Source organism: Dickeya zeae NCPPB 2538 (genome assembly GCF_000406165.1).
Classification (GTDB): domain Bacteria; phylum Pseudomonadota; class Gammaproteobacteria; order Enterobacterales; family Enterobacteriaceae; genus Dickeya; species Dickeya zeae.
In genome coordinates, this window is the sequence record NZ_CM001977.1 from 21,796 (window position 1) to 36,859 (window position 15,064).

At 54.1% G+C, this 15,064-nt stretch carries 13 protein-coding genes; 6 read left to right on the top strand and 7 right to left on the bottom strand.

Annotated features, from left to right (window positions below):
- Positions 1–202: 202 nt before the first annotated feature.
- Complete coding sequence (locus tag DZE2538_RS00150; RefSeq protein WP_038915274.1) at positions 203–1,237, bottom strand: alpha/beta hydrolase; 1,035 nt, start codon at positions 1,235–1,237, stop codon at positions 203–205.
- 449 nt (positions 1,238–1,686) lie between these two features.
- On the opposite strand from DZE2538_RS00150, the gene DZE2538_RS00155 reads away from it, so the two are divergent.
- On the top strand, positions 1,687–2,211 hold the full coding sequence (locus tag DZE2538_RS00155) for a DUF3237 domain-containing protein (protein WP_050568640.1): 525 nt from the start codon (positions 1,687–1,689) through the stop codon (positions 2,209–2,211).
- 123 nt (positions 2,212–2,334) lie between these two features.
- Here DZE2538_RS00155 and DZE2538_RS00160 read toward each other — a convergent pair whose 3' ends face one another.
- On the bottom strand, positions 2,335–2,982 hold the full coding sequence (locus tag DZE2538_RS00160; protein WP_038915275.1) for a YitT family protein: 648 nt from the start codon (positions 2,980–2,982) through the stop codon (positions 2,335–2,337).
- A 200-nt stretch (positions 2,983–3,182) separates the two neighbouring features.
- Between DZE2538_RS00160 and DZE2538_RS00165 the strand changes: the two genes are divergently transcribed.
- Positions 3,183–3,653, top strand: coding sequence for an Lrp/AsnC family transcriptional regulator (locus tag DZE2538_RS00165; protein ID WP_012882771.1), 471 nt, complete (start codon positions 3,183–3,185; stop codon positions 3,651–3,653).
- A 2-nt stretch (positions 3,654–3,655) separates the two neighbouring features.
- On the opposite strand, the gene DZE2538_RS00170 is transcribed toward DZE2538_RS00165, so the two are convergent.
- Positions 3,656–4,777 (bottom strand): aminotransferase class V-fold PLP-dependent enzyme, encoded by a 1,122-nt coding sequence (locus DZE2538_RS00170; protein ID WP_038915276.1) that lies wholly within the window; start codon positions 4,775–4,777, stop codon positions 3,656–3,658.
- A 648-nt stretch (positions 4,778–5,425) separates the two neighbouring features.
- On the opposite strand from DZE2538_RS00170, the gene DZE2538_RS00175 reads away from it, so the two are divergent.
- From DZE2538_RS00175 to DZE2538_RS00190, 4 genes are all read left to right on the top strand, one after another.
- A complete protein-coding gene (locus tag DZE2538_RS00175; protein WP_050568641.1) occupies positions 5,426–6,586 on the top strand; it encodes a KamA family radical SAM protein in 1,161 nt (386 codons plus the stop codon).
- 33 nt (positions 6,587–6,619) lie between these two features.
- The gene (locus DZE2538_RS00180) at positions 6,620–8,026 is read left to right on the top strand and encodes an ATP-grasp domain-containing protein (protein WP_038915277.1); all 1,407 of its coding nucleotides are present in this window, start codon (positions 6,620–6,622) and stop codon (positions 8,024–8,026) included.
- Between the two features lie 15 nt (positions 8,027–8,041).
- Positions 8,042–8,770, top strand: a complete 729-nt coding sequence (locus DZE2538_RS00185; RefSeq protein ID WP_038915278.1) for a 2OG-Fe dioxygenase family protein — start codon at positions 8,042–8,044, stop codon at positions 8,768–8,770.
- A gap of 85 nt (positions 8,771–8,855) precedes the next feature.
- Positions 8,856–10,121 carry an MFS transporter gene (locus DZE2538_RS00190; protein ID WP_038915280.1) on the top strand — a complete coding sequence of 422 codons (1,266 nt, stop codon included), beginning with the start codon at positions 8,856–8,858 and terminating at the stop codon, positions 10,119–10,121.
- A gap of 62 nt (positions 10,122–10,183) precedes the next feature.
- On the opposite strand, the gene frc (DZE2538_RS00195) is transcribed toward DZE2538_RS00190, so the two are convergent.
- From frc (DZE2538_RS00195) to oxc, 4 genes are all read right to left on the bottom strand, one after another.
- A complete protein-coding gene (gene frc / locus DZE2538_RS00195; RefSeq protein ID WP_038915282.1) occupies positions 10,184–11,431 on the bottom strand; it encodes a formyl-CoA transferase in 1,248 nt (415 codons plus the stop codon).
- A gap of 88 nt (positions 11,432–11,519) precedes the next feature.
- The gene (locus tag DZE2538_RS00200) at positions 11,520–11,993 is read right to left on the bottom strand and encodes a PAS domain-containing protein (RefSeq protein ID WP_236616982.1); all 474 of its coding nucleotides are present in this window, start codon (positions 11,991–11,993) and stop codon (positions 11,520–11,522) included.
- A 5-nt stretch (positions 11,994–11,998) separates the two neighbouring features.
- Entirely contained in the window at positions 11,999–13,276 is a 1,278-nt protein-coding gene (frc, locus tag DZE2538_RS00205; RefSeq protein WP_038915284.1) for a formyl-CoA transferase, read from the bottom strand.
- A 38-nt stretch (positions 13,277–13,314) separates the two neighbouring features.
- Positions 13,315–15,060, bottom strand: coding sequence for an oxalyl-CoA decarboxylase (gene oxc, locus DZE2538_RS00210; protein ID WP_038915285.1), 1,746 nt, complete (start codon positions 15,058–15,060; stop codon positions 13,315–13,317).
- Positions 15,061–15,064 lie beyond the last annotated feature (4 nt).

The window sequence follows — 15,064 nt, forward strand, 5'->3', positions numbered from 1 at the left end:
TTTCTGAATGGAGCATGATTTTGGGTCAGGGTCACCGAAGCCGTGATGTACCCACATCACGGTGACCACAGGGTGAGGACATTATTCCTCACCCTGATTCAGTCAAGTCAGTAATACCCCAGCATTTCCCCATCCAACAGGCTTAGCGATCGGCATTCGCCGATGCCGGTTCTGTTTTATTCCTCAATAAGACGCGCCGGTGTTACAGATTCGCGTTGGCACTGGCTTTAGTGCTGCTGGCGGCGGATTTTGTGGGTTCGCCCAGCGTCTGTTTAAACCAGTTGACGACGCGTTCAATAATCGGTTTTTGGAACCAGGTGATATCGCCATGGTTGGCTCCTTCGACCAGCACATAGTCGACGCGGTTACCCTCAGCTTTCAGCGCCTTGAATAACTGGGCACTTTGCAGCGGTGATACCAGGGTGTCCTTGCTGCCATGCATAATCAGGAAGGGCGGTTTTTTGCCTTTGATATGCCCCATTGGGCTGGCGTTCAGCGCTTTTTTCGGATCGCTGCTGATAGTTGCGCCCGGCCAGTCACGGAAGGCGGTGCCGTTAACTAATAGCGCTTCGGTGACGGCAGGCGATTGATGAACTTTCTGGACATTTTCTGGGAAACCTTCGCCGATATTCAGCAGATTGGAGAGACCGTACAAGGTGACGACCGCCTGAACGTCGGAAGATTGATTCAGGAACTGTCCCTGTTCAAACTGTTTGTCACCATTGGTCGTACCCAGCATCTGGGCCAGATATCCGCCAGCTGAATCGCCCAGCACGCCGATGCGGTTCGGATCAATACCATACTCGGCCGCATGTTCCCTCAGAAAACGCACGGCGGATTTGCCATCCTGCACGGGGGCTGGAAAGGTGTCGGGCACGACGCGGTACTCCGCCGCGGCGACGACAAAACCGGCTTCTGCCAGCGCCATACGCATTTCGGAGAATTTTTCATAGTCGGCTGACGTAAAGCCCCCACCGGGGAAATACACAATCGCTGGTTTACGATCCTGTGTGCGAGGAATTAATAACGACATCTGTAGTTGCCGTATCGCACGCGTGCTTTTTACCTGAGAATAAATAATACCGCTCATGGCATCAATTTGTTCGCTGGTCTTCTTTACCTGAATAACCAGAGCACCGTCGGTGTAACCAGGTAAATCGGGGGTTGCAGCATAGATTGTCGTAGTGGTCATCCCCATTATGATTGCGCCTGCCAGTACGATTTTTTTGAATAACATGGTTGTCCCTTTTTATTTTCATATGAAATATCTGGTTTTACTTTTTCACAAAGATGCCTCTATGAGTATAGGGTGAGTGTAAATAGATGTGATCAGCCAGATTTATTTGTAATTAATAACAAATCACAATAACAGTAATAGCTATTTTTATATTATTTGTTGTGGTTAATACGGCTATTTGATGACTGAAAATAGACCTATATCCCAAACAATTCGAGTTGTAGTGTAATACACTCGTGTTGATTGACACTATTCCAAAAAAAACCAGATATCCCTCAGTTCTGTGATGAGCAGAATTGAAAGCGGTTTGCTGTGGCCCGAAGGGATGAGGTTTTGGATGGGCTAAATAATAAAATTAGCGCATCTGCAGTTTGAAGTATTACAGGGATGTTTTTATCCGATTTTATATACCATTAATATAAATAATGTATTGATTACGTGAGGTAAAAATGAAAGCCATCAGCAAGCTGTTTACGGTGTTTTCAATGATTGGTCTTTTCAGTTCTTCGGTAATGGCTGACGAAAAGGTCAACGTAGCAAAAGAAGCACCACCAAAAACTGAACTGGTGATGGAAATTACCGCGGATATTGCTCCTCCCGTCAATTTGGGAAAAGGCCCGTTGGGGGAGCGAGCGATAGTTGCTATTCTCTCTGGTACCTTTACGGGTAATAATATTCAGGGAACCTTGTTGCCGGGCGGGGCCGATCGCCAGCAAATACGGCAGGATGGTTATAAACTCCTGCATGCCACCTATGAATTGAAAACCGATGACGGTGTGGTGATTAGTATTACCAATCGTGTGTTGACGCCATTAACCAGAAAACCAGGCGAAAACGCTTTTTCACAGATTGAGCTGATTGCCCCAGAGGGAAAGTATGACTGGATTAATAAAAATGTGTATATCGGCACGCTGACCAGCCTTAAGCCCCAGCGAGCCGCCGTACTGATCCGGGTTTATAAATTGATACCGTAGGTATGTTACGCCGTGATGCATAATAGTTTTGCGCCAGCCGTGAAATACGCGGGGGAGCAGGCTGTGTTTATTAATGTGGCCACGGGCAACATCAAACGAGGGGTGAAGTCGGGGATGTTGTGTTTACCCACCCTGATAACGCCCCGGTTTATGCCAGTTCATCAGCATAGCGTTCATTGCCAGTGCGCTGAGCGCGGACCACAGCAGCAAAGGAATAGGCATGGTGAACGAGGATATCGCGAACACCAGCAGATCCAGTAGCATCTGGCTTTTACCGGCATTGATATTGAAGCGTTTATAAAGCCAGAGCGTGACCACGCCAGTACCGCCGACCGAGGCGTTGTGGCGAGCCAGTGACAGAATCCCCATACCGAGGAAGGTACCGCCCACCAGTGCGGAAAACAGCGGATGCACATAGTTGATGGTCAGCAGGTTGGGTACCGCCTGGGTGGCGAGGCTCAGGGCAATGTTGACCGCCAACGTCTTTAGCGTGAACGCGCGCCCCATACTGAAGTAGCAGAAAATCATGAACGGGATGTTGGTCAGGATAAACAGCGTGCCGATCGACAGCGGAACCAGGTAGGAAATCAGTAGGGTAATACCGGCAATCCCGCCGGTGATCATGCCTGACAGTTTCAGCAGATTCAGCCCGATCGCAATAAACATCACCCCCAGAATCAGGCCGTACACATCGTCTTTCAGGGTATGAGCCAGCACCGGTGCCTGTCCGGTATCCGCTGTCTTGGGTAGCGCAACAGAGTCTTTCAGCACGGTATCACCCTCATTAACATCATGTCGTCCAATTTAGCCATAAGAAATGCATATATCTTCGTATTTAATGACTGAAAATTCAGTATTAGCGCTCAAATTAACATTGATCGTGGAGTGACTTTTAACTAAAAGAAAAGTCATTTATCGATTAGATTAGGGATTATCACTCATAAGCACGGCAGGAAGAGAGATTATCACTCATGAAGATCGACCGTATCGATGCGCAGATATTGAATGAGCTACAGCAGGATGCTCGGCTAAAAACCACGGAGTTAGCTGAACGGGTATGTTTGTCGGCTACACCCTGTACCCGGCGACTCAAACAGCTGGAAGACGCCGGGATGATCGACCGGTATGTCACGCTGCTGGATCAGGAAAAAGCCGGGTTTCCGGTGAATGCGTACATTTCATTGACGCTGGAGCCCAAGGCGGAAGCGACCTTTCGCAAGTTTGAGCAGCAAATCGCCACCTTTGACGAGGTGATGGAGTGTCATTTGATGTCCGGCAGCCACGATTTTATGCTGCGGGTAGTGGCTGCCAGCCTGTCAGATTTTGAGAAATTCCTGCAAAAGAAACTGATCAAAATCGAAGGACTGCGTGATGTGCAGTCCTCATTTTCGTTGCGGCGGCTGATTCATAAAACCGCGTTGCCGGTTAAAGCGACGGTATGATATCAGGCGGCGAATTCGCCGCTGGCGACCAGAAAATCGATCAGCGCGGTCAGTGTTTTCAGGTCGTCAAAGGCGATGTTGTGGAACAACGCGATGCGTAACTGGTTGCGCCCCAGCGCCCGATAACCTTCGATACCGTGCGCCAGCCCTTGCTCGTCCAGATAACGGGTCAGCTTGTCTGCTGAAATCGTATCGGCCAGGTCGATGGTCGCAACGGTGGTGGAGCGGGCTGCCGGGTCGGCCACATAGGCGGACAGATAATCCCGTTCGGCGGCCCACTGGTACAGCAGTTCGGCTTTCTCCGCCGCCTGACGCTCTACTTCGGCAAAGCCCAGCGTGTTCATGCGCTTCACCTGTTCAGCGAACAGGAACAAGGTCACCACCGCCGGCGTGTTGTAAGTCTGCTGCTGCTCGCTGTTGCTCAGCGCCAGCCGCCAGTCGGCGAACGCCGGGATATAACGGCTGGGGTCAGCGGCTACCTCGGCGATCCGCGCTTTGGCTTTCGGCGACAGAATTGCCACGAATAGCCCGCCTTCACTGGCGAATACTTTTTGCGGCGAGAAGAAAAAGACATCCACACGGGAGAGATCACAGGCGATTTGCCCGGCACCACTGGTGGCGTCTATCGCCAGCAGACAGTCTTCCCCTACTTCGGGTAACACGGTGTTCATCACCCCGGTGGAGGTTTCATTCAGCGTACAGGCCACCACATCAGCGTCTTGTGTCACGAAGGTGGAATTCGCCTGACCGTATGCCACCGCGACGTTGTCCGCCTGAATCCACGGGATGCGGCGCGAGGCTTTAAACCACTTCTCCGAGAATTCACCGCAGGTGTGGTGGACGATGCGTTTTCTGACCAGCCCGAGGCCCACCATATCGAATAGTGCGGTGGCCCCACCGTTACCCAGCACGATGCTGTAGTCATCCGGTACCGACAGGTAATCCCGCAGGCCTTGCTGAATCTCGCGGCACAGTGCGCGCACCGGTTCTTTGCGATGGCTGGTGCCCAGCAAATGTGGCCCTTTATCTTTCAGGCGCGTCAGGTCATCAAGCTGGATCAGTGATGGGCCGCAGCCAAAACGGGGATCCACCGGAATCAGGGCTTCAGGAAGGGTTATCGCCACGCGTTTCTCCTCAGGTTTTATCAGGTTCTCATGATGCTGTTTTCATCAGAATACGCGGGATGGGGAGAAAAGCGGTATGACTATTTTAGCCTGATGGTGTTGTCGTCCTCGCCGCCATGCCAGCGGTGAAAACCGTGGTGATAGGGAAAAATGATATTAAAATGTTAATTAACGGTTTGCAAAAAACGCATTTTGTTATAAGAATAATAACAATAGGATTATTTCAGAGAAAAGGTCGCGATGATGGTGTTTATCACCCGTCATGGCATTAGTTTTTTCAAAAATAGATTTTCCAAAAGAATAAATTATTTCAAACTGAATTAATTCCGGATGATGATTTTCGTGACACATCTGTTGAGAATTATCCTCTGCAAAGAGGTGTTTTATTTTTTACTGCCTGTTACCTCAGGTGTTTTCTTCGGTGACGAGTACAACAGGGAAAAGGAATATCAAGGTGATGTATCATCTGTCTGATATCGTTATTTCTTTTTATGAGAAGAGGCGTTTATCTTTTCATGTTAGTCGAATGTTTATTGCTGGCTGACATGATGCAGTTATTCCCAGGTTAGTCTTCTCTGTGATGGAAATAATGGTTCGCAGCCTGATGTGGTGTTGTATCTCTATAAATACGGTAAACACGGAGGCAATATGGATATATCGGTAACCGAACTGGCGTTATTCCCGGCAGAAGGGCGTTCCGGGTGGACAGACTGGCGTTGGCAGCAGAAAAATGCCATTCGTGATGAACCCGCATTACGGGCAGCGTGTGGCGGCTGGAGTGATGAGATCGCGCAGCGTATTACCCATAATCTTGCCAGCCGTAAGATGCAGATCACGCCGTATTATGCCAACCTGATAAAAGAAGCCGGGTATAAGAATATTATCGACAATCCGCTGTGGCGCCAGGTAGTGCCGTTTTGGCTCGATGATGGCGCGACCGGTTATGACGGTGAATCAGAAAACTGGGAGCTGTCGCATGAAATGAAAACGCCGATTTGTCAGCATAAATATGACAATCGGGTCATTCTGCGGATGGTCAACACCTGTAATTCCTACTGCCAGTTCTGCTTTGAAGCACTGCGGACGTTAAAGGTCGATTCGGAAAAAGAAAATGCCGGAAGAAAAGCCTTTCAGGATTCACTGAATTATATCCGCGATACGCCAGGCGTAGAAGAGGTCATTCTCAGTGGCGGCGATCCGATGATGCTGACGGACGCGAAACTGGATGAATGCCTGGGGGCAATCCGTAATATCCGTGATTCTCTGTTAATCCGTATTCATTCCCGCTCGTTGACCTTTAATCCTTATCGTATTACCGACACGTTACTGGATATTCTGCGTCGTCATCGCGTCAATGCCTTTGGGGTACATGTGTGCCATCCGCTGGAATTAAGCGATGCCTTTCGTGATGCGGTAAAACGTATTCAGCAGGTTGTACCGATTGTGTTTTCCAATATGCCGCTACTGCGTGGCGTCAATGACAACGAAGACACGCTCAGGCAGTTGTTTATTGAATTATATCGTATGGGGGTGAAGCCCTATTATTTATATCATTTCATGCCTTTTTCTCCGGGTGCCTCGGAATATAAAGCATCGATCCGCGACGCGATTGCCATCATGAACCGGTTGAAACGTCGGGTATCCAATATTGCCTTGCCGGAATATGTGCTGCCCCATGCGAAAGGGAAGTTCACCGTCCCATTGCTGAACAGTGCGCAAGACATGCCGCAGTTTGAAGACATCGATGGCGAGCGCTTTTACCGTTTCACCAACTGGCAGGGCGATGTTTGTCGCTGGCAGGACAGTTAAACGGCACACGTGGCGACACAAGGAGAAAAAGGTATGAAACCCGAAGCCATCTTATTTGTGGATGTGAATGATACCGCGGTGCCGGTCTATACCTACCGTGAGCCGCACTTTGCGGCAGCGCGCCGTCGGGGGCTGTTGTGCCTGACGGCGGCATGGACCGGCCACCGGCAGCGACAGCGGCTGGAAGCAGACAGCGATGACGTGTTCTGGCTGCCGACGCTGTCGGTGGCTTCGCTGGATGCGCTGCTGCAACAACTGGCGGAGCGTTATCAGGTGCGGGCAGTCTTGTGCCATGCCGGGCACGCCTCGCCGCTTGGGCAGATGGGGTGTCTGGTGGCGGAGCTGTGCCAGCGTCATGGCCTGGTTTACAGCACGGCACAAGCGGTGGAGCAGTGTAATAACAAGTTCCTGATGCGACAGGCGCTGGAGCGGGCTGGTGTCCGGTCGGTGGCGTACGCGCTGTGCCACGATGAAGCGGAATTACAGCGTGAAGCCGAGCGGGTGGGCTACCCGCTGATTGCGAAACCGCCCTACGGGGCGGCTTCTGCGTTTATTCGTAAATGCGTCGACTGGCCGCAGTTGCAGGCGTACTACCACCAGTTTATCGAACAGTATGATCGGGCCTCGGTAGCCAGTTTTTACGGTGAATCGTGCCGTTTTACCGACCTTGACGGACATTCACACCACTATGTGCCAGGCCGTTCCGTGCTGCTGGAATCCTATATTGACGGCATTGAAGGGAGTGTGGAGTGCGTGGCGACATCGCAGGCGGTTTTCCCGGTGCTGATCAACGAAAAACTGTTACTGACCACGCAGGGCACGACCGTGCTGGAAAATCTACTGATTACACCGCCGGTGGCTTTCTCTGAACGTCAGCAACAGCTGATTCGGGACTATGCCATTGCCTGTTTGCAGGCGTTGGGGCTGACCTACGCGGTGGCGCACGTCGAATTCCGGATGACGGCGTCAGGGCCGGTGGTTATCGAGGTCAACCCGCGTCTGGGTGGGCTGTACGTGAACGCGGCGTTTCAGGATATCGCCGGGCTGGACCCGTACGATCTGTATCTGTCTTTATTACTGGCGGATAACGGGATAGAGACATCGCTACAGATGGCCTGTGAGCGGGTTTCCAGCAACGCACAGCACTATTCCATGTTTGCGATTTATCCTCCCACCAGCGGCTATTTCAACGGTTTTCACGGCCTGTCGTGGGTGGAGCGTCACCCGGCGGTGCTGGCGTTTGGCCATTATCCGGTGGGGCATTACGTGGATGCGGATATCGAAGAACATTACCTGTTCAAAGGGTGGGCTCGGGTTGCATCAGCACAGGATGCGCAGGCGTTGTACGAGACGCTGCAACATCATCTTCGTCCGATGATAGGCCCAACACCGAGTGACATCGACAGCGGCGTGTCCTCTGCCATCGACGCTGTGCGCTAAATCAGGAAACCCACCATGAATACAAACAGGTTTAATGCAGATGGCATTACCGAGCAACTCAAGCGGCAGGGGTATTGTCATCTTCACGCCAGCCAGGAGTGGATTGCCGTAGATCTGGAGGAAGAACAGAGCTTCAAAGCCTACTGGGATAATTTGGTCGAGGATGAAAATTTTAAAAGTTATACCCGCCGCGAACGACGAATCCTGCGGTTTTTCTGCCATCCTGACCGCTCGCTGCAACTAAACGCCGATGCGGATTATTGCTCTACGGTGACTTACAACATTGATTACAAACCGGGGCCAAACCGCCTGCAGTATGCCGAAGACGGGTTTATCCGCCATCCGTTACTACAACGCATCGTGGTGACGGATATGGCGATGATACGCCCGTGGATGGCCGCCGAACGGTCGTATGCTATCGACATCCATCAGTTCCGGGTCAGGGCGGAAAAAGGCAACAGCAGCCCGACCACGTCCGGCATCCATCAGGATGGGATGGCGTGGATCTGTATGCACTTTATCCAGAGTGAAGGGACGCAGCCGGTGGTGTCCGAAATTTTCACCTCCGCCGAGGACCATGATCCGCCATTGCTGGCAACGGCAATGAGCCAGTTCCTGGAGACCCTGATTGTGGATGATAAAAAGTTATATCACCGTGCCGGACCGGTTTGCCCGGTCGCAGAGGCGACGTCCGCTTACCGGGATTTGTTGCTGGTGACGTTTCGGCCGATGCAGGAAGGCTAGCGGACGATACAGCAGGTAATACAGCAGGCAATAAAACAGACAGTACAACAGGGAACATCACAGGGAAAACAAAGGGTAATCCGTCATGGCTGAGCATCATGAGAGTGACATCGGGCAATCCCGGCGTAACGCCGGGTTGATCATCGCGGCGCGTTTTATTTCCGACTTTGGTGCCTTTCTGAACATGGTGGCGTTGTCCACCTACGTGTATCTGCTGAGCAACAGTGTGGTAAACGTCAGCATTTTTCTGGCTTGTCGGGTGGCCGGTGGATTATTGGCAAGTCTTGTGGGTACGCCGTTTTTCCGGCGTTTTCAGGGGCGTTCGTCGCTGGTGGGGTTTGACCTGCTGCGAGCGGCGTTGCTTTCGCTATTGCTGGTGTTGCCGCCCGCGTGGCAATTGCCGTTATTACCGGTGATCGCGCTCGGGGTCGGGGTGGGGAATGCCATGTTTGCGATTGGGCTGAACAGCCAGTTGCCCTACTGGGTGGAACCCAGCCTGCGGCTGACCACCAATGCCTGGCTGACCTCGGTGGCAGCCAGTGGCGCGGTATTAGGCAGTCTGGTGTCGGGCCTGTTGGTCGCCGGTTTCGGCTACCCGGTGGTCTTTATGCTGAATGTCGCCACTTATCTGGCCGCCGCGCTGTTGATTCTGCCGTTGCGCATGGTTGAAAAACCACAGCCCCGGGCGAGCCAGCGCGATCGGTTCAGCGAATGGCGGCAACTGCGTGAAGGGTTGCGTGGCGCACCGATGCTGGCAGGCATGCTGATCGTCAGTATGGCGGATACGCTTGGCAGTGCGGCGCATAACGTGGGCTTTCCGGTCTTGTCCGCGTTGATCTCGCCCGACAGTGCCAGTAAGACCATGGGCCTGATGCTGGCATTGTGGGCGGTGGGTAAATTCGCAGGGGCGCGGGGGAGCGGCGTTTTGCTCCGGCAAGGGCAGCAGCGGACAATGGAACGGGCCTTTTTTATCGGGGTAGCGTTGATGTCCACCGGTTTTATTCTGACCTTTCAGCAAACCGGGCTGGCGTGGCTGTTGGTGTTTGTGGTGTGGGCGGGTATTGGCGACGGCGTGGCGGAAGTTAGCCTGATTTCCCGTGCGCAAAGCGAGCCGGAATCCCTGCGGTTACCTATATTCAGCCTGCTGACGTTGATGCAGATGACCGGGTTCGGTATCGGCATGCTGCTGGTGGCACCATTCTATGTCTGGTGGACGCCTGCGGCGGTAATTGTGCTGTTCCACGGTTTGCCGCTGACCATGTTGCTGGTGGTGCAAGTTTGGGTCTACCGCTATGGTCAGCGTACTCGGCTTGCCAACGGCGGTGATGTGGCGAAACAACGCGATGCGTAATGGGAGCAGGGCCGGTGACAGACGCCATGTCGTGTCACCGACGGTATCCCTAAGAGGCGCTATCAAATGACCTGCCTGTCGCGCAGGGCGGCTAACGCCTCGCGGTCATACCCCAGCTCGCTCAGCACCTCGTCGGTATGCTCGCCGTGTAACGGCGAGCGGGTAATATCCACCGGGCTGTCGGACATTTTTATCGGCATGCCGACGGTGGTGTACCTGCCACGCGTTGGGTGATCAACATCGACGATGGTTCCGCTGGCACGCAGGGCGTCATCTCTGGCTATCTCCTGCATTGAAAGCACCGGGCCGCACGGAATGTCATAGTGGTTGAGGATTTCCATCACCTCAAATTTGTTTCGGGTCATCGTCCACTGTTCGATGCGCTGGAAGATGGCGTTGAGTCGTGGCAGGCGGGCTGCGGGAGTATTGAAACGCGTGTCCGCTATCCAGCCGGGCTCACCGATCAGGTTACATATCGCCGGCCAGACCGCCGCCTGGGCGATGAAATACAGGTAGGCGTTAGGGTCGGTTTCCCACCCCTTGCATTTGAGGATCGACCCCGGCTGGCCGCCGCCTGACGCGTTACCGGCGCGTGGTACGGCTTCACCAAAGTGACCATCCGGGAATTGCGGGTACTCTTCCAGCACGCCGGTGCGCTCCAGCCTTTGCTGGTCACGCAGTTTGACCCGGCACAGATTGAGCACCGCGTCTTGCATCGATACCGAGACTTTTTGCCCGCGACCGGTGGTGTGACGCTGGAAAAGCGCGCTGACAATCCCCAATGCCAGGTGCAAACCGGAACCTGAGTCGCCTATCTGTGCGCCGGTCACAATCGGCAGACCATTATCGAAACCGGTGGTTGATGCGGCACCGCCAACACATTGCGCCACATTCTCGTAGGATTTGCAGTCCTCGTAACGGCCAGGGCCGAAGCCTTTGACCGAGGCGAGAATCAGCCGCGGATTGACGGCATGGATGTGCTCCCAGGTCAGACCCATGCGATCCAGCGCGCCGGGTGCAAAATTCTCCACCAGTACGTCACAGCGTTGGATCAGGCTATCGACGATTTGCAGGCCTTCGGGTGTTTTGGTGTTGAGTGTCACGGCGCGTTTATTGTGATTTAGCATGGTGAAATACAAACTGTCGACGCCGGGAATGTCGCGTAATTGCTTGCGTGTTGCATCACCCTCGCCGACACGCTCTATCTTGATAACGTCTGCGCCCATCCAGGCCAGCAATTGGGTACAGCTTGGGCCAGATTGCACATGGGTAAAATCGATAATTTTGATCCCGTCGAGTGCTTTGCTCATGAAAATTCTCCTTGGTTTTCTTCACCTCTGTCACTGTTCTTTGGGGCGGTGTGCCCTGAACCTCTGTGGTGACGGTCAGGGCGTGTCATTAGCCGTCTGATGAGGACGGTGGCGTAGCCCGTTGTTCTGCCTCAGCCAGGCGTTGGCGCCAGGCGCGTTCTTCATTAAAGCGTGCCGTATCGTCGCGGATGATGGCGACGATGGAGACAGGCTGCCCGCCTTGCGCGGGTAACAGGGCTACGGTGAAGGCGATGGAAATGGTCTTGCCATCGCGTGTCAGGGCCGGTACGCGAAGCAGCGAGGTGCCGTACCGGGTGAGGCCGCTTTGCATGGTCTGGTGATAGCCGGACCAGTGCCGCTGGCGTTGGCGTTCAGGAATGATGATGTCGAGCGAGGCACCTAGTGCCTCGCTCTGGGTGTAGCCGAACAGACGTTCGGCTGCAGGGTTCCAGGCGGTGATAAGACCGTCGGCATCGCAAATAACCACGGCATCTCCCAACACAGTCAGGAACTGCTGTAGTGTGGGCTGCTGTAATGTGAGCGTCATGGGTGTGAGTGCCATCGTGCTCACACCGCTTTGGCTGCATGAATCAGCGCAATCTGCTCTGGCGAGTAGCCCAGTTCCACCAGTACATCGTCGGTGTGTTCGCCGAGCAGCGGTGAGGCGGTAATCTCCGGTTTGAGCAACGAGAACTTGATAGGGCAGCCGACGGTCCAGTAGCTGCCACGTACTTTGTGCGGTACTTCGACGATAGAACCGCTCTTACGCAGCGACTCGTCGTGCAGCAGCTCTTTCATCGACATCACCGGCGCACAGGGGATGCCGAACTTACCGAAGTATTCCACCGCGTCGAATTTGTTTTTGTCGGTTCTCAGAATGAAACTCTCGATGGCACCGAAAATATCCATGATGTGCGGCTGGCGGGCTTTGGGCGTGGTATAGGCCGGGTTGTCGCGCCATTCCGGGCGTTCTATCGCATCGCAAATTGGCGTCCAGACCAGGTCTTGTACCGTGAAGTAGATGTAGGCGTTAGGGTCGGTCTCCCAGCCTTTGCACTTGAGGATCCAACCGGGCTGGCCGCCGCCACCGGCGTTACCGCCACGCGGTACCACATCGGAGAACGGTTCATGCGGATATTGCGGGTACTCTTCCAGATAGCCGACCTTATCCAGACGCAACTGGTCGCGCATTTTGACGCGGCAGAGGTTGAGCACGGCGTCCTGCATGGCGCAGGCTACTTTCTGCCCCTTGCCGGTTTTTTGGCGGCCGATATACGCGGTCAGAATACCGATGGCCAAATGCATACCGGTATTGCTGTCGCCCAGCGCCGCGGCTGAAATGGTCGGTACAGCATTGTCCCCCTTCCACCAGCCAGTGGTGGATGCGGCCCCACCGGCGCATTGCGCCACGTTTTCATAGGCTCGCAGGTGCTCGTAGTGGTGGCCTTCGCTGAAGCCTTTGACAGACGCCAGGATCATGCGAGGGTTCAGTTCCTGAATGTGCTCCCAGGTAAACCCCATGCGGTCCAGCGCGCCGGGGCCGAAGTTTTCCACCATCACGTCGGATTCTTTGATAAGCCGGGTCAGCACTTCCTTGCCCTCGGGCTTTTTGGTATCCAGGGTCAGTGAGCGCTTGTTGCTGTTGAGCATGGTGAAATACAGCGCGTCTGCATCCGGGATGTCGCGTAATTGGTTACGGGTGATATCGCCTGAACCCGGACGTTCGATTTTGATGACATCGGCACCGAACCACGCCAGCATTTGTGTGCAGGCCGGGCCTGCCTGTACGTGGGTGAAGTCGATGATTTTGACGCCAGCCAACGGCAGATCTTTGTTGTTATTCATAGCACTATCTCCAGTTTATGTACGAATGACCAAAGCGATTATTTTTTGATGGCTTTGGCTGGGTTCAGGTTGGTGATGCGGCCACTTTCGGTGCCGACCGTCTCGTCGATAACCGCGTTGATAAGTGTTGGCTTACCGGAGGCAATGGCCTCGTTCATGGCGCGATGCAATTCATCCGTGGTGGTGACATGCGCGCCGACGCCGCCAAACGCCTGCATCATCATTTCGTAGCGCGCGTCTTTGACGAACACGGTGGGTGCCATGTCATCGCCACCAGAGGCGTTGGTGTCGGTCCCTTTGTAGATGCCGTTGTTGTTGAACACGACAATGCAGACGGGCAGGTGGTAACGGCAGATCGTTTCCACTTCCATGCCGCTAAAACCGAAGGCGGAATCGCCTTCAATGGCGATAACGGGTTTACCCGTGACCACCGCGCCGGCGACAGCAAAGCCCATGCCGATGCCCATCACCCCCCAGGTGCCGACATCCAGACGTTTGCGCGGCAGGTACATGTCGACGATGCTGCGGCCAAAATCCAGTGTGTTGGCCCCTTCGCTGACGACAATCGCTTCCGGGTTATCCTTCACGACCGCTTTCACCACGCTTAATGCACTATGGAAATTCATCGGTGATGGACGGGCGGCCAGCATGTCGGCCATCTTGTTGATGTTTTTGGCCCTGCGTTCGGCGATAACGCCGGTCCAGTCATTCGACGGCTTAGCCCAGTCATTGCCGATGCCGTTTAGCAACGCAGTGACGCAAGAGCCGATATCACCGATAAGCGGCGCATCGATGGCGACATTGCTGTCGATTTCAGTCGGCGCGATATCAATCTGAATAAAGTGCTTCGGCCCGTTTTCCTGCCCCCAGGTTTTGCCTTTACCGTGTGAGAGCAACCAGTTTAGGCGTGCGCCGATCAGCACCACCACATCCGCTTCCTTCAAGACATAGGAGCGTGTGGCGGCGGCCGATAGTTCATGCGTATCCGGCAGTAAACCTTTGGCCATCGACATCGGCAGGTAGGGAATACCGGTTTTTTCGACCAGGGTGCGAATCTCGGCGTCAGCTCGCGCATAGGCCGCGCCTTTGCCCAGCAAAATGAGCGGTTTTTTGGCGTTTTTGAGCAACGTAAGCGCACGGGCAACCGAATCCGGGGCCGGGAGCTGGCGAGGCGCTGGGTCGACAACCTTGATGAGTGACCGGCGTCCGGTATCTCGCGGCATGGTTTGCGAGAACAATTTGGCAGGCAAATCCAGATAAACCCCGCCGGGGCGTCCGGAGACGGCGGCACGGATGGCGCGGGCGATACCGACGCCGATGTCTTCAGCCCGTAACACTCGGAAGGCGGCTTTACACAGGGGTTTAGCGATAGCCAGTTGATCCATTTCTTCGTAATCGCCTTGTTGTAAGTCGACGATTTCACGCTCGCTGGAGCCACTGATCAGGATCATCGGGAAACAGTTGGTCGTCGCGTTAGCCAGCGCGGTCAGGCCGTTCAGAAAGCCCGGTGCGGACACCGTCATACAAATGCCGGGTTTACCGGTAAGAAAACCTGCCGCCGCCGCCGCGTTACCGGCGTGCTGTTCATGACGGAACGAAATCACTCGCAGCCCTTCTGCCTGGGCCATACGCAGCAGATCGGTAATCGGGATACCGGGTAAGCCGAACAGGGTATCGATATTGTTGAGTTTGAGTGCCTCCAGAAAGAGGTGAAATCCATCAATCAATGTTGTTTTTTCTGATGCTGCCGCATTAGCAGTATCGATTTCGGTAATAGCAGACATAAGA

What these genes read in the sequence shown, in the direction of transcription:
- frc (WP_038915284.1), bottom strand. Translation starts at nt 13,276, where the DNA reads ATGAATAACAACAAAGATCTGCCGTTGGCTGGCGTCAAAATCATCGAC.
- DZE2538_RS00175 (WP_050568641.1), top strand. Translation starts at nt 5,426, where the DNA reads ATGGATATATCGGTAACCGAACTGGCGTTATTCCCGGCAGAAGGGCGT.
- DZE2538_RS00155 (WP_050568640.1), top strand. Translation starts at nt 1,687, where the DNA reads ATGAAAGCCATCAGCAAGCTGTTTACGGTGTTTTCAATGATTGGTCTT.
- DZE2538_RS00165 (WP_012882771.1), top strand. Translation starts at nt 3,183, where the DNA reads ATGAAGATCGACCGTATCGATGCGCAGATATTGAATGAGCTACAGCAG.
- DZE2538_RS00180 (WP_038915277.1), top strand. Translation starts at nt 6,620, where the DNA reads ATGAAACCCGAAGCCATCTTATTTGTGGATGTGAATGATACCGCGGTG.
- frc (WP_038915282.1), bottom strand. Translation starts at nt 11,431, where the DNA reads ATGAGCAAAGCACTCGACGGGATCAAAATTATCGATTTTACCCATGTG.
- DZE2538_RS00185 (WP_038915278.1), top strand. Translation starts at nt 8,042, where the DNA reads ATGAATACAAACAGGTTTAATGCAGATGGCATTACCGAGCAACTCAAG.
- DZE2538_RS00190 (WP_038915280.1), top strand. Translation starts at nt 8,856, where the DNA reads ATGGCTGAGCATCATGAGAGTGACATCGGGCAATCCCGGCGTAACGCC.
- DZE2538_RS00200 (WP_236616982.1), bottom strand. Translation starts at nt 11,993, where the DNA reads ATGGCACTCACACCCATGACGCTCACATTACAGCAGCCCACACTACAG.
- DZE2538_RS00150 (WP_038915274.1), bottom strand. Translation starts at nt 1,237, where the DNA reads ATGTTATTCAAAAAAATCGTACTGGCAGGCGCAATCATAATGGGGATG.
- oxc (WP_038915285.1), bottom strand. Translation starts at nt 15,060, where the DNA reads ATGTCTGCTATTACCGAAATCGATACTGCTAATGCGGCAGCATCAGAA.